9 protein-coding genes are annotated in these 13,887 nt (G+C 71.5%); 5 read left to right on the top strand and 4 right to left on the bottom strand.

Annotation, left to right across the window (positions count from 1 at the left end; translation table 11 throughout):
* The first annotated feature begins 200 nt into the window (after positions 1 to 200).
* Positions 201 to 1,436 carry an MFS transporter gene (locus tag IF47_RS0111275; RefSeq protein WP_031508511.1) on the top strand — a complete coding sequence of 412 codons (1,236 nt, stop codon included), beginning with the start codon at positions 201 to 203 and terminating at the stop codon, positions 1,434 to 1,436.
* 123 nt (positions 1,437 to 1,559) lie between these two features.
* Here the strand turns inward: IF47_RS0111275 and IF47_RS0111280 are convergent, their stop codons facing one another.
* Positions 1,560 to 3,314, bottom strand: a complete 1,755-nt coding sequence (locus tag IF47_RS0111280) for an NAD+ synthase (protein ID WP_031508512.1) — start codon at positions 3,312 to 3,314, stop codon at positions 1,560 to 1,562.
* A 163-nt stretch (positions 3,315 to 3,477) separates the two neighbouring features.
* On the opposite strand from IF47_RS0111280, the gene IF47_RS0111285 reads away from it, so the two are divergent.
* From IF47_RS0111285 to IF47_RS0111295, 3 genes are all read left to right on the top strand, one after another.
* Positions 3,478 to 4,068, top strand: a complete 591-nt coding sequence (locus IF47_RS0111285) for a Uma2 family endonuclease (RefSeq protein WP_031508514.1) — start codon at positions 3,478 to 3,480, stop codon at positions 4,066 to 4,068.
* A gap of 370 nt (positions 4,069 to 4,438) precedes the next feature.
* Entirely contained in the window at positions 4,439 to 5,800 is a 1,362-nt protein-coding gene (locus IF47_RS0111290) for a glutamine synthetase family protein (RefSeq protein ID WP_031508515.1), read from the top strand.
* A gap of 79 nt (positions 5,801 to 5,879) precedes the next feature.
* Entirely contained in the window at positions 5,880 to 8,906 is a 3,027-nt protein-coding gene (locus IF47_RS0111295) for a bifunctional [glutamine synthetase] adenylyltransferase/[glutamine synthetase]-adenylyl-L-tyrosine phosphorylase (RefSeq protein ID WP_031508516.1), read from the top strand.
* On the opposite strand, the gene IF47_RS0111300 is transcribed toward IF47_RS0111295, so the two are convergent.
* The 3 genes from IF47_RS0111300 to IF47_RS0111310 form a co-directional block, all read right to left on the bottom strand.
* The gene (locus tag IF47_RS0111300) at positions 8,891 to 9,778 is read right to left on the bottom strand and encodes a phosphatase PAP2 family protein (RefSeq protein WP_051717444.1); all 888 of its coding nucleotides are present in this window, start codon (positions 9,776 to 9,778) and stop codon (positions 8,891 to 8,893) included. The two genes, IF47_RS0111295 and IF47_RS0111300, sit on opposite strands and share 16 nt — an antisense overlap.
* A gap of 36 nt (positions 9,779 to 9,814) precedes the next feature.
* Positions 9,815 to 10,885, bottom strand: a complete 1,071-nt coding sequence (locus IF47_RS0111305; RefSeq protein ID WP_031508520.1) for a LacI family DNA-binding transcriptional regulator — start codon at positions 10,883 to 10,885, stop codon at positions 9,815 to 9,817.
* 118 nt (positions 10,886 to 11,003) lie between these two features.
* On the bottom strand, positions 11,004 to 12,311 hold the full coding sequence (locus tag IF47_RS0111310) for an extracellular solute-binding protein (protein WP_245641082.1): 1,308 nt from the start codon (positions 12,309 to 12,311) through the stop codon (positions 11,004 to 11,006).
* 267 nt (positions 12,312 to 12,578) lie between these two features.
* Between IF47_RS0111310 and IF47_RS0111315 the strand changes: the two genes are divergently transcribed.
* Positions 12,579 to 13,859, top strand: a complete 1,281-nt coding sequence (locus IF47_RS0111315) for an extracellular solute-binding protein (RefSeq protein WP_031508522.1) — start codon at positions 12,579 to 12,581, stop codon at positions 13,857 to 13,859.
* Positions 13,860 to 13,887: the final 28 nt, after the last annotated feature.

The following is a 13,887-nucleotide window of genomic DNA, read 5'->3' on the forward strand; positions in this document are numbered from 1 at the left end:
GACCTGCCCGACGAGGGTGGGTCGTCCTCTGTTTCATTGGAGTTTCACGAATCCCCTCTGTCTTCTGCTGGTTGTAGCACGGCTGTCACCTTTTTGTTTTGTGCAGGAACAAAAAGGCTGCGAGACTGGAGGCCGTTCGGAGCGCACCGGCTCCGTCCCTCTCCCTCGGCCACCACCTCTTCGCATCGAAAGGCCCATCCATGCCCTTGGCCCTGCTCGCACTGGCAGTCGCGGCCTTCGGGATCGGCACCACCGAGTTCGTGATGATGGGCCTGCTGCCCAACGTCGCCGACGACTTGGGCGTCTCCGTGCCCACCGCCGGTCACCTCGTCTCCGCCTACGCCCTCGGGGTCGTCGTCGGCGCCCCCCTCCTGGCCGCCGTCGGCGTCCGCGTCCCGCGCCGGCGCATGTTGATCGCGCTGATGGGCCTGTTCACCCTCGGCAACCTCGCCTCCGCCCTCGCCCCCGACTACGGCACGCTGCTGGCCGGGCGGGTGCTGTCCGGACTGCCGCACGGCGCGTTCTTCGGTGTCGGCGCGGTCGTCGCCGCCCGCCTGGTCCGGGAGGGACGGCAGGCGCGGGCCGTGGCCACGATGTTCCTCGGCCTGACCGTCGCCAACATCGTCGGCGTCCCCCTGGGCACGGCGCTCGGACAGCAACTGGGCTGGCGCGCCACCTTCCTGGTCGTCACGGCGATCGGCCTGGCCGCCATGGGCGCGCTGGCGACGCTGGTGCCGCACCTGCCGCTGGAGCGGCGAGGCGGCGGCGTGAGCCGCGAACTGCGCCGGGAAATAAGGGCCTTGGGAGACCGTCAGGTGCTGCTGGGCCTGCTGACGGCCGTCTTCGGATTCGCGGGCGTCTTCGCCCTCTACAGCTACCTCGCGTCGATGGTCACCGAGGTCACGGGCCTGACCGAGGCGTCGGTGACGGTCGTCCTGGCCCTCTTCGGCGTGGGCATGACGCTGGGCGCGCTGGCCGCCGGGCCGCTGACCGACCGGGCGCCGAGGCCCACGCTCTACGGCGCGCTGGGAGCCCTGGCACTCGTGCTGGTGGCCTTCCGCTTCACGGTGCACGTGCCGTGGGCGGCCCTGGCGACCGTGGTGGTGATCGGCGCGGTGGGATTCATGACCACCACACCGTTGCAGATGCTCGTGATGGAGAAGGCCCGCCACGCGCCCACGCTCGCCGCGGCCTCCAACCACTCCGCGTTCAACCTGGCGAACGCGGGCGGCGCGTGGGCCGGCGGCACGGCCATCGCGGCGGGCTGGGGCTGGACGTCCCCGACGCTGGTGGGCGCGGCGCTGGCGGCGGTGGGCCTGGCGATCGCGGTGGTGGCCGGAGCGCTGGACGGCCGGGGCGGCCGTGGGGCGTCGGTGCGGCGGTCCCGGGTGGTCGCCCGCGGGGTGGGCGCCCGGGACGGGGTCGGCGTCGGCTGAGGTCGGCCGCCCGCGAGCCGAGTCGGGCGGGCGCGTGCGCCGGCGTCCGTCGCGGACGGTGCCGGCAGCGGCGACGGCGGGCGCCCCCGCGTGGGGGCGCCCGCCGTCGTGGGCAAGCCGGTGTCAGCCGGTCTCGCGCCAGCGGTTGGTGATCGGCAGGCGCCGGTCCTTGCCGAAGCCCTTGGCCGAGATCTTCGTGCCCGGCGGGTACTGCCGCCGCTTGTACTCGGCGGTGTCCGTCATCCGCAGGACCCGGGTGACGGTCTCCGCGTCGAAGCCCCGGGCGATGATCTCCTCGCGCCCCAGGTCCCGGTCGACGTACAGCTCCAGAATCCGGTCCAGCACGTCGTAGTCGGGGAGGGAGTCGGCGTCCACCTGGCCGGGACGGAGCTCGGCGCTCGGCGGCTTGGTGATGGAGTTCTCCGGGATGGGCGGGGTCTCGCCACGCTCGGCCGCCGCCTTGTTCCGCCAGCGGGCGATGCTGTAGACGGTCGTCTTGTAGACGTCCTTGATCGGGCCGTACGCGCCCACCGAATCGCCGTAGAGGGTGGAGTAGCCGCAGGCGAGCTCGGACTTGTTGCCCGGCGCGAGGACGATGTGGCCCTCCTGGTTGGAGATGGCCATCAACAGCGTGCCGCGCAGCCGGGCCTGGAGGTTCTCCTCGGCGAGCCCGGTGAGGCGCAGCGCGTCCATGTAGGCGTCGAACATCGGACCGATCGGCACGGTCCGGAAGTTGAGGCCGGTGCGCCGCGCCAGGTCCGCGGCGTCGTCCTTGGAGTGCTCCGAGGAGTAGCGCGAGGGCATGGAGACGCCGTACACGTTCTCCGGCCCGATCGCGTCGCAGGCGATGGCCGCCACGAGAGCGGAGTCGATGCCGCCGGAGAGACCGACGAGCACCGAGCGGAAGCCGTTCTTCACCACATACGCGCGCAGGCCGGTGACCAGGGCGGTGTAGACCTCCTCGTCGTCGTCCATGCGCGGCGCCTCCGCACCGGTGACCCGCTGCTCGTACGGGGGCAGCGGATCGGCCGAGATGATCCGGTGGTCGACGCGCAGACCGTCGGCGACGTTCCCCGACGGCGGCGTGGCCGCGGCGGCGGGCAGGTCGAGGTCGAGGACGACGCAGCCCTCCTCGAACTGCGGGGCCCGCGCGATCACCTCGCCGTCGCGGTCCACGACGATCGAGTCGCCGTCGAAGACCAGGTCGTCCTGACCGCCGACCATCGCCAGGTAGGCGGTGGTGCAGCCCGCCTCCCGGGCACGGCGACGCACCAGGTCGAGGCGGACGTCGTCCTTGTTCCGCTCGTAGGGGGAGGCGTTGATCGACAGCAGCAGACCCGCCCCGGCGGCGCGGGTCGCGGGCACCCGACCGCCGTCCTGCCACAGGTCCTCGCAGATCGCCAGCGCCACGTCCACCCCGTGCACCCGGATCACGGGCAGCGTCTCGCCGGGGACGAAGTAGCGGAACTCGTCGAAGACCCCGTAGTTGGGGAGGTGGTGCTTGGCGTACGTCAGCACGACCTCGCCGCGGTGCAGCACGGCCCCCGCGTTCCGCGGGGCGCCGGCGGGCCGGCCGTAGCGGGGCCGGTCCTCCTCCGCCCGGTCGAGGTAGCCGACCACCACGGGCAGTTCGCCCAGGCCCTCGTCCGCCAGGCGTCCGGCCAGGGCGGTGAGCGCGGCCCGGCTCGCGTGGACGAAGGACGGCCGCAGGGCCAGATCCTCCACGGGGTAGCCGGTGAGCACCATCTCGGGGAACGCCACGAGGTGCGCCCCCTGCTCGGCGGAGTGCCGCGTCCAGCGGACGACCGCGTCCGCGTTCCCGGCGAGGTCGCCGACGGTGGAGTCGATCTGGTTCAGGGCGAGTCGTAGCTGAGGCACACGGTCAGTCTAATCGTCTGACTGACGCGATACCGGGAAGCGGTGGACCGCCCTTCCGCGGAACCGTGTTCGCCCCGTTCGAGTGAATGCCTCGGAACGGGGCACGGCACGCGGCACCGCCCTACGATGATGGCCTCGACCACCGGCCGTCAGGAGGAACGCCATGTCCGCCGCAGCAGTCGAGCACCCCTGCGACGACGCGCCGAATCTGCTGGAGGAAGCCGAGGAGCTCTCCCGGAAGCTGCCCGGCTACCGCGTCGAGATCATCGGGGGAGAAATCACCGTGACGCCACCCGCCGACATGCGCCACGCGAGGGCACTGACCGAGCTGACCTTCGCTTTCGCGGGTCTGCACACTCAGGAGACGTGGGTGGTCCAAGCCGTGGGCGTCTGGTTGCCCGACGGTCCCTTCGACTACGCGGTTCCCGACCTGGCCGTGGTCGACGCCGACTTCGACGACCACCGTGCCGAGCACAACTGCCACGACCCGGCGGTCTTCCGGCTGGTCCTGGAGGTCACCTCCTCCAACTACGGCAACGACCTGAAGAAGAAGGTCACCGCCTATGCGATCGCCGGTATCCCGGTCTATGTCATCGCCGACCGCCGCAACCGACGCGTCCACGTGCTCACCGAGCCCGAGTACGGGGAGTACCGGGTGCACGCCGTGCATCCGCCGGGGGAGTCCTTCACCCTGCCCGCGTCCGTCGGGGCCGAGGTGACGCTGGAGGTGGACCGGGTGCTCGGTCTGGGCTGACCCGGTGGAGAGGGAGCGCCGCCGATGGGCGCCGCCGCTTCCGAGGGCGCTCCGCTGAAGGTGGGCGATACCCCCGGGCGGAGATCCCCGAGCACCCCGGACGACCACACGGTCGACCTGCCCCACACCTCCGAGCGGATGGCCCTGCCCGAACTCGCCGACCAGCCGACCATCCGGCGCACCTCCGCGTCGACATCCTCCCCACCCGCCCTGGCAGGGCCACGGGGGCGCTGTGCGGCGGCCGGAACCGCCCGGCTGCCGGGGCGGCGTAATGTGGCGGTAACCCCTCACCGTGATACTGGTGTGCCGGCCGCCGCACATCCCCGGGCGGTGCGGGGAGAGGCTGTCTGACCAGCGAGGATGGGTGACCATGGACAAACAGCAGGAATTCGTGCTCAGGACGCTCGAAGAGCGCGACATCCGGTTCGTCCGGCTGTGGTTCACCGACGTGCTGGGCTTCCTCAAGTCCGTCGCCGTCGCTCCCGCCGAACTCGAGCAGGCCTTCGAGGAGGGGATGGGCTTCGACGGCTCCGCCATCGAGGGCTTCGCCCGGGTCTACGAGTCCGACATGCTGGCCAAGCCGGATCCCGGCACCTTCCAGATCCTCCCCTGGCGGGCCGAGGCCCCCGGGACGGCACGGATGTTCTGCGACATCCTGATGCCCGACGGCTCCCCGTCCTTCGCCGACCCGCGCTACGTCCTCAAGCGCGCCCTGAACAAGGCGTCCGACCTCGGCTTCACCTTCTACACCCACCCCGAGATCGAGTTCTTCCTGCTCAAGGACAAGCCGGTGGACGGCTCCCGGCCGACCCCCGCCGACTCCTCGGGCTACTTCGACCACACCCCGCAGCACGTCGGCCAGGACTTCCGCCGCCAGGCGATCACCATGCTGGAGTCGATGGGCATCTCGGTGGAGTTCTCCCACCACGAGGGAGCCCCCGGCCAGCAGGAGATCGACCTGCGGTACGCCGACGCGCTCTCCACGGCCGACAACATCATGACCTTCCGCCAGATCATGAAGCAGGTCGCGCTGGAGCAGGGCGTGCAGGCGACGTTCATGCCCAAGCCGTTCTCCGAACACCCGGGCTCCGGCATGCACACCCACCTGTCCCTCTTCGAGGGCGACCGCAACGCCTTCCACGAGTCCGGCGCCGAGTACCAGCTCTCCAAGGTCGGCCGCTCCTTCATCGCCGGCCTGCTGAAGTACGCCGCGGAGATCTCCGCCGTCACCAACCAGTGGGTCAACTCCTACAAGCGCATCTGGGGCGGCACCAACCGCACCGCGGGCGCCGGCGGCGAGGCCCCCTCGTACATCTGCTGGGGACACAACAACCGCTCCGCGCTCATCCGCGTGCCGATGTACAAGCCGGGCAAGACCGGCTCCACCCGCATCGAGGTGCGCTCGCTGGACTCCGGGGCCAACCCCTACCTGGCCTACGCGGTGCTGCTCGCGGCCGGCCTCAAGGGCGTCGAGGAGGGCTACGAGCTCCCGGCCGGCGCCGAGGACGACGTGTGGGCGCTGTCGGACGCCGAGCGGCGCGCGATGGGCATCGAGCCGCTGCCGCAGAACCTGGGCGAGGCGATCGCGCTGATGGAGCGGAGCGAACTGGTCGCCGGGACCCTGGGCGAGCACGTCTTCGACTTCTTCCTCCGCAACAAGAAGCAGGAGTGGGAGGAGTACCGCTCCGAGGTCACCGCCTTCGAGCTGCGCAAGAGCCTGCCGGTGCTGTAGCGGGTGCCGTGGCGGGGTCCGGAAGCGGGCGGCCGGTAACCTGCCGAACGGGACCGACGCGGCGAGAGGACGAAACACGGTGGCGCAGGGCGGTCGGCGGGACAGCCGGTTCGGACGCTTCGTACGGCGCGGGTTCACCGACCCGGAGGCGGCCGGCCGCCTCCTGGACGCTCCCGCCCTCACCCCGCTGAGGGACGACGCGGTCCTGCTGGACGCGCTCGGCGCCACCGCCGATCCCGACCTGGCGCTGCGCTCCCTCGTCCGACTGGTGGAGGCCCAGCCGGACGAGGGCGAGCGGCAGGCCCTGATCGGCACCCTGCGGGCCGCCAAACCGCTGCGCGACCGGCTGCTGGGCGTGCTCGGAGCCTCCGAGGCGCTCGGCGACCACCTCGTCCGGCACCCGGGCGACTGGCACGTCCTCCAGGAGTACGAGACCGGCGACCTCCATCCGGGGATAGCGGAGTTCGAGTCGGCGATCGCCCCCGCCGGCGACCCCGACGAGCTGCGCGTCGCCTACCGCCGTGCCCTGCTCGCCATCGCCGCCCGCGACATCTGCGGCACCACCACCGTCGACGAGACCGCCGCCGAACTGGCCGACCTGGCCACCGCCACCCTGCGCGCGGCCTTGGCCATCGCCGAGCGGGAGGCGCCCGAGGACGCGGCGCTGTGCCGGCTGGCCGTGATCGGGATGGGCAAGTGCGGCGGCCACGAGCTGAACTACGTCTCGGACGTGGACGTCGTCTTCGTCGCCGAGCCGACCGGTGGCGCGGGCGGCGGCAACGGAGGCGGCAACGGGGGCGGAGAGGAGAGCAAGGCCCTGCGGGCCGCGACCCGGCTCGCCTCCCGCATGATGCGGATCTGCTCCGACAACACCGCCGAGGGCACCATCTGGTCGGTGGACGCCAACCTCCGACCGGAGGGACGCAACGGCCCGCTGGTGCGCACCCTGGCCAGCCACCTGGCGTACTACCAGCGCTGGGCCAAGACCTGGGAGTTCCAGGCGCTGCTCAAGGCCCGGCCGATCGCCGGGGACGCGGAGCTGGGCCGCGAGTACCGCGACGCCGTCGCCCCCCTGGTGTGGCAGGCCGCCGAGCGGGAGAACTTCGTCACCGACGTCCAGCAGATGCGTCGCCGCGTGGTGGCCAACATCCCCGCCTCCCAGGTCGACCGGGAACTCAAGCTCGGCCCCGGCGGCCTGCGCGACGTGGAGTTCGCCGTCCAGCTCCTCCAACTCGTCCACGGGCGCAGCGACACCACCCTGCGCAGCCCCACCACCCTGACGGCGCTCGACGACCTCGCCGTCGGCGGGTACGTCGGACGCCAGGACGCCGCCTCGCTCGGCGAGGCGTACCGCTTCCTGCGCACCCTGGAGCACCGCATCCAGCTCCACCGACTGCGCCGCACCCACCTGATGCCCCAAGGCGAGGACGAACTGCGCCGCCTGGGACGCTCCCTGGGATTCCGCCAGGAGCCCGTGGCGGAGCTGACCCGCGCCTGGAAGCGGCACACCGCGGTCGTGCGACGGCTGCACGAGAAGCTCTTCTACCGGCCGCTGCTGGACGCCGTCGCCCAGCTCGCCCCCGGTGAGATCCGGCTCTCGACGGACGCGGCCCGACAGCGGCTGGAGGCCCTGGGCTACGCCGACCCGGCCGCCGCCCTGCGCCATCTGGAGGCGCTGACCTCCGGGGTCAGCCGCAAGGCCGCCATCCAGCGCACCCTGCTGCCGGTGCTGCTGGGCTGGTTCGCCGACTCCGCCGACCCGGACGCCGGACTGCTGGGCTTCCGCAAGGTCTCCGACGCGCTCGGCCAGACGCCCTGGTACCTGCGGCTGCTGCGGGACGAGGGGGCCGCGGCGGAGAACCTGGCCCGGGTGCTGTCCGCCGGACGCCTCGCCCCCGACCTGCTGCTGCGCGCGCCCGAGGCCGTCGCCCTGCTCGGCGACCCGGAGGGGCTGAGGCCGCGCGGCCGGCAGGCGCTGACCCAGGAGGTGCTGGCGGCCGTGGGCCGCGCCGAGAGTCCCGAGCAGGCCGTCGCGGCGGCCCGCGGGGTGCGGCGCCGGGAGATGTTCCGCACGGCCGCCGCCGACGTCATCGGCGCCTACCGGGTGGGCGGCGCCGAGGCCGGCGACGGCGCCGCCGCCGCGGTGGACCGGGTGGGCGAGGCCCTGTCCGACCTCAACGCCGCGGCGATCGCCGGGGCCCTGCGGGCCGCCGTGAGCGGCCGGTGGGGCGACACCCTGCCCACCCGGTTCGCCGTCATCGGCATGGGGCGCTTCGGCGGCCGTGAACTGAACTACGGCTCCGACGCGGACGTGCTGTTCGTCCACGAGCCGCGCGAGGGCGCGGACGAGCGGGAGGCGGCCGAGGTCGCCTTCGCCGTCGCCAACGAGATGCGCCGGTTGCTCCAGTTCCCCAGCGCCGACCCGCCCCTGGTCGTCGACGCCGACCTGCGGCCCGAGGGCCGGAGCGGCCCCCTGGTGCGTTCCCTGGCCTCCTACGCGGCCTACTACCGCCGCTGGGCGCAGGCGTGGGAGCGACACGCGCTGCTGCGCGCCGAACCCGTGGCGGGCGACGCGGAGCTGGGCCGCCGTTTCGTCGAGCTGATCGACCCCCTGCGTTACCCCGAGGGAGGGCCGGGGGAGGACGCGGTGCGGGAGATCCGCCGCCTCAAGGCCCGGATGGAGACCGAGCGGCTGCCGCGCGGCGCCGACCGCACCACCCACACCAAGCTCGGCCGGGGCGGGCTGTCGGACGTCGAGTGGACCGTCCAGCTCATGCAGCTTTGTCACGGCGCGGAGCGGCCCGAACTGCGCACCACCCGCACCCGCCCGGCCCTGGCCGCCGCGCGGGACGCCGGGCTGATCGACGAGGAGGACGCCCGGACGCTGGACGAGGCGTGGGTGCTGGCCACGCGGGTGCGCAACGCCGTGATGCTGGTGCGCGGCCGGCCCGGCGACACCTTCCCCTCCGAGCCGCGCGAGTTGGCGGCGGTCGCCCGCTACCTCGGCCACGAGCCGGGGCACGTGGGGGAGATGCTGGAGGACTACCGCCGCACCACCCGACTGGCGCGGGGCGTGGTGGAGCGACTGTTCTACGGGGACGTCTGAGCCGGGCCGCCGGAGCCCACGGCGTGGGCCGGCACCAGGCGGGGCATGCGGTGGGCCGGCCCGCCGTACCAGAGGTAGGAGACGGCGAAGCCCATGCCCAGGCAGAGCACCCCGCCCACCGCGTCCAGCCAGAAGTGGTTGGCGGTGCAGACGATGACCAGCAGGGTGGCCGCGGGGTAGATCCAGCCCAGGACCTTCACCCACAGGGGAGCCGCCAGGACGGCGATGGTGATGCCGCACCACACCGACCAGCCGATGTGCATCGACGGCATGGCCGCGTACTGGTTGGAGACGTTGGCCATGTTGCCCGAGGCCATCGAGCCCCAGGTGTCGTGGACCTGCACGGTGTCGATGAAGTGGACGCCCTCCATCAGCCGCGGCGGGGCCAGCGGGAAGAAGTAGTAGCCGAGCAGGGCGATGGCCGTGGTGGCGAACAGCACCGTGCGCGTCGCGGCGTAGCGGCCCGGATGTCTGCGGTAGAGCCAGACGAGCACGCCTATGGTCACGATGAAGTGCAGCGTCGCGTAGTAGTAGTTCATCGTCACGATGAGCCAGGTGACGCCGTTCACCGCGTGGTTGAGGGACTGCTCGACGGCGATGCCGAGGGCGCGCTCGACCTCCCAGATCCACTCGGCGTTCCGCATGGCCTGCGCCTCCTGCTCGGGCACGGCGTTGCGGATCATGGAGTACGTCCAGTAGCTGACCGCGATCAGCAGGATCTCGAACCAGATCCGGGGTCTGCGGGGGGCGCGGACGCGTCGGACGACGGTACGACGTGGTGCCGGAACACGGGCGTCTTCCCGGTGTTCACCTGCCGGAGTGACCACGGTCACCCGGTCTTCCTCTGTCGTCCTCGCAATCGGAGCCCCCATGGGGCGACAGTCTGCCAGAATCCGGTCTCCGACCGATCATCCCCTGGTTCGGTCCCGACCCTCCCGGCTCCTCCGTGAGACGGAGGCCCGACCCCGAGGGGCGGAGGCGGTGGAGCCGCGGACGACCAGTTCGGGGAGGAAGACGAACTCGCTGTGCGGCGCCGGGGTGCCGGCGATCTCCTCCAGCAGGGCCCGTACGGCCGCCTGCCCCATCGCGGTCACCGGCTGCCGGATGGTGGTCAGGGGCGGGTCGGTGAAGGCGATCAGCGGGGAGTCGTCGAAGCCGATCACCGAGACGTCGTCGGGCACCGACAGTCCGCGCTGCCGGGCCGCCCGGATCGCGCCGAGCGCCATCATGTCGCTGGCGCACACCACGGCCGTGCAGCCCCGGTCGATCAGGGCGCCGGCGGCGGCCTGACCGCCCTCCAGGGTGTAGAGCGAGTGCTGGACCAGCTCCTCGGCCTCGCCGCGGTCCATCCCCAACTGCTCCTGAAGGCTGCCGAGGAAGCCCTCCGTCTTGCGCTGGACGGGCACGAACCGGGCCGGTCCCAGGGCCAACCCGATCCGCTCGTGCCCGAGCGAGACCAGGTGCGTGACGGCGAGCCGCATCGCCGCGCGGTCGTCCGGGGAGACGAAGGGCGCCCGGACCCGGGGGGAGAAGCCGTTGATCATCACGAACGGCACGCCCTTGGCCCGCAACTGCTCGTAGCGCTGCGGGTCGGCGGTGGTGTCGGCGTGCAGCCCGGAGACGAAGATGATCCCCGCCACGCCCCGGTCCACCAGCATCTCGGTCAGCTCGTCCTCGGTCGAACCCCCCGGGGTCTGGGTGGCCAGGATGGGCGTGTAGCCCTGACGGGTCAGCGCCTGCCCGATGACCTGGGCGAACGCCGGGAAGATCGGGTTCTCCAGCTCCGGCGTGATCAGCCCGACCAGGCCCGCGCTGCGTTGGCGCAGTCGTACCGGCCGCTCGTACCCGAGCAGATCGAGAGCGGCGAGGACGGACTCGCGGGTGGCCGGGGAAACGCCCGGTTTGCCGTTGAGGACGCGGCTGACCGTCGCTTCGCTGACCCCCGCCTGGGCTGCGATGTCGGCAAGCCGTGCGGTCACAGAAGGGGACTGTACCCGCCATGTGTCGGACTGCCCACCGTACCCGGGAGTTCGCCGGATTCCTCACGGTGTCGCCGCCGTCCCGCCTTCGGTGGGACGGCGGCGCTCCGGCGTGGGCTCAGCTCGCGATCCGGTAGCCGGGCAGCAGCTCGTCCTGCCACTCCTCGGCCGTGTCGGTCAGTCCCTTCCGCGGTGTCTTCTCGCCGCGGAGGACGGCGGTGTAGTGGGGTTGGAAGGCGCCGAGGAGGTCGCCGCCCTCGGGGAGGGAGGGGCGGGCGACGGCCTTGGTCAGCGCGCGGTAGAAGGAGTCGCGGACGGGGTCGGAGAGCACCTTGGCGGTGTAGGCGGCCGTGCGGGTCGGCAGCAGTCCGAGGGCGAGGGCGGTGCGCTCCTGCTGCTTGGCCGACGTCATGTGCCGCACGAAGAGGTAGGCGGCCTCGAGGTCGTCCGACTCCGCGGAGACGACGAGGTTGTGGCCGCCGAGCGGGCTGCCGGCGGTGCCGGTGGAGCCGGCCGGGACGGTGGCGATGCCCAGGTTCCCGCGGTCCTCGAACTCCTCGCTCGCGAAGAGGTCGGCGGTCGACCAGGGGCCGTTGATCATCATGGCCGCCTCGCCGTTTTTGAAGGCGTTCTGCATCGCGCCGTAGGCGTCCTGCTCCGGGGGCTTGGGGGCGGCGCCGGAGGAGACCAGGTCGGCGGCGGTGGAGACACCGCGGACCGAGGCGGAGTCGGCGACGGTGATCTTCCGGGCGCCGACGTCCACCAGGTCGCTCTCCTCGCCGTAGAGGAAGGGCAGGGCGAAGAAGGGGTCGGGGTTGAGGACGATGCCGTCGACTCCGGTCCGCTCCTTGATCCGCAGGGCGGTCTCCTTCAGCTCCTTCCAGGTGGAGGGGGGACGGGTGACGCCCGCCTCCGCGAGGATCCGCCGGTTGTAGAGGAGGGCGAGGGTGTCGGTCACCTGGGGAACGCCGTACACGCCGCCGTCCTCGTAGGTGACGCTGTCGGTGACGTTGGGCAGGAAGTCGGAGGCGTCGCCGTCCAGGGCGGGGGTGCCGGTGAGGTCGGCGAGGTGTCCCTCGGCCATGAAGCCGGCCGTCCAGCCGACGTCCGCGCGCAGCACGTCCGGGACGTCCTCGCCGGACTCCACGGCGTCGAGGTACTTCCGCTGGGCCTGGTCGAAGGGGACGTTGACGTACTCGACGTCGATGGTCGGGTGCTTCTTCTCGAACTCGGCGACGAGCTTCTCGAAGTGGGGGGACTCGACCTCGTTCGAGGTGTCCCACCAGGTGATGGTGCCGGACACCGCGGCGGGGCCGTCATCGGAGCCGCCGACGAGTCCACAGGCGCCGGTCGTGAGCGTCAGGCAGGCGACGGCGGCCACGGCGCGACGCAGGCGTCCGCGCGGGCCACACGAACGTCTGAACACGGACAACCCGGAGCGTATGCGACTTTCCATGCCCCACTACCCGTCTTTCTTCAATCGGGGGATCCGCTGGAACGCGGAGGAAGGTAGCAGGCGTGCAAGTTTTTGCGGAAGTCGTTGCAGACTCGTTTGCAGAAAGTTGCCGCAAGGTCTTTCTAAAAGATTGCCGCGCTGTTACGTTCCTCGTCAGCCCGGAGCCGCGACCACGCGGCCCGCGCGGAGTACGCCCGTGCCCCCGCGAGACGGGCACTGGAACATGGAGGAGTTCACATGCGGCGTGGCATAGGGACCACCGCACTGGTCGCGGCTCTCGCGCTGGCGGCCACCGCCTGCGGCGGCAGTGACGGCGGCGACGACGGCAAGAAGGGCTCGAACGGCGAGCTCTCGGGCACCGTCGAGTTCTGGGACACGTCGAACGACGCCGAGAAGGCCTTCTTCAAGAAGGTCGCCGAGGACTTCGAGAAGAAGCACCCGAAGGTCCAGGTCAAGTACGTCAACGTCCCCTTCGGCGAGGCGAGCAACAAGTTCAAGAACGCCGCCGGCGGTGGCTCCGGGGCTCCCGACGTGATCCGCACCGAGGTCGCCTGGGTGGCGGACTTCGCCAACCTCGGCTACCTGGCCCCGCTGGACGACACCAGCGCCGTCGAGGACAAGGACGACTTCCTGGAGCAGGCCTGGGGCAGCACCCAGTTCGAGGGCAAGACCTACGGCGTGCCGCAGGTCATCGACACCCTGGCCCTCTTCTACAACAAGGAGCTGATGGAGAAGGCCGGCGTCGAGGTCCCCGAGTCCTTCGCCGACATCAAGAACTCCACCGAGAAGTTCGAGAAGGAGGGCGTCACCCCCTTCTACCTGCGGGGTGACGACGCCTACTTCGTCCTGCCCTTCCTCTACGGCGAGGGCGGCGACATGGTCGACGCCGACGCCAAGAAGATCACCATCGACGACCCGGCCGGCGCGAAGGCGTTCGAGACGATCAAGGACCTGGTGGACTCCAAGGCCGCGCTCACGGACGTGACCGACGGCTGGGAGAACATGCAGAAGGCCTTCAAGGACGGCAAGGTCGCGATGATGCTCAACGGCCCGTGGGCCATCGAGGACACCCTCGCGGGCAAGCAGTTCAAGGGCAAGGAGGACAACCTCGGCGTCGCCGCCGTCCCGGCCGGCAGCGCGGGCCAGGGCGCCCCGCAGGGCGGCCACAACCTCTCGGTCTACGCGGGCTCCGACAACCTGGACGCCTCCTACGAGTTCGTGAAGTACATGTCCTCCGCCGAGGTCCAGAAGCGCGTCACCGAGGAGCTGAGCCTGCTGCCGACGCGCGCCTCGGTGTACGAGGAGCAGACCGTCAAGGACAACCGGATGGTCCAGTTCTTCAAGCCCGCCGTGGACAAGGCCGTCGAGCGTCCGTGGATCGCCCAGGGCAACTCCCTCTTCGAGCCCCTGCGCGTCCAGCTCGCCGACGTGGTGAGCGGCAAGACCGAGCCGAAGGACGCGGCGAAGAAGGCCGGTGAGGAGTACGCCAAGCTCCTCAAGGACGAGGACTACAAGTAGGAGCCGGTAGGACTCCCAAGGAGAGGCT

Source organism: Streptomyces megasporus (genome assembly GCF_000718985.1).
GTDB classification, from domain to species: domain Bacteria; phylum Actinomycetota; class Actinomycetes; order Streptomycetales; family Streptomycetaceae; genus Streptomyces; species Streptomyces megasporus.

Coding starts and splice junctions, on each gene's coding strand:
- IF47_RS0111315 (WP_031508522.1), top strand. CDS start 12,579: ATGCGGCGTGGCATAGGGACCACCGCACTGGTCGCGGCTCTCGCGCTG.
- IF47_RS0111275 (WP_031508511.1), top strand. CDS start 201: ATGCCCTTGGCCCTGCTCGCACTGGCAGTCGCGGCCTTCGGGATCGGC.
- IF47_RS0111285 (WP_031508514.1), top strand. CDS start 3,478: ATGTCCGCCGCAGCAGTCGAGCACCCCTGCGACGACGCGCCGAATCTG.
- IF47_RS0111300 (WP_051717444.1), bottom strand. CDS start 9,778: ATGGGGGCTCCGATTGCGAGGACGACAGAGGAAGACCGGGTGACCGTG.
- IF47_RS0111290 (WP_031508515.1), top strand. CDS start 4,439: ATGGACAAACAGCAGGAATTCGTGCTCAGGACGCTCGAAGAGCGCGAC.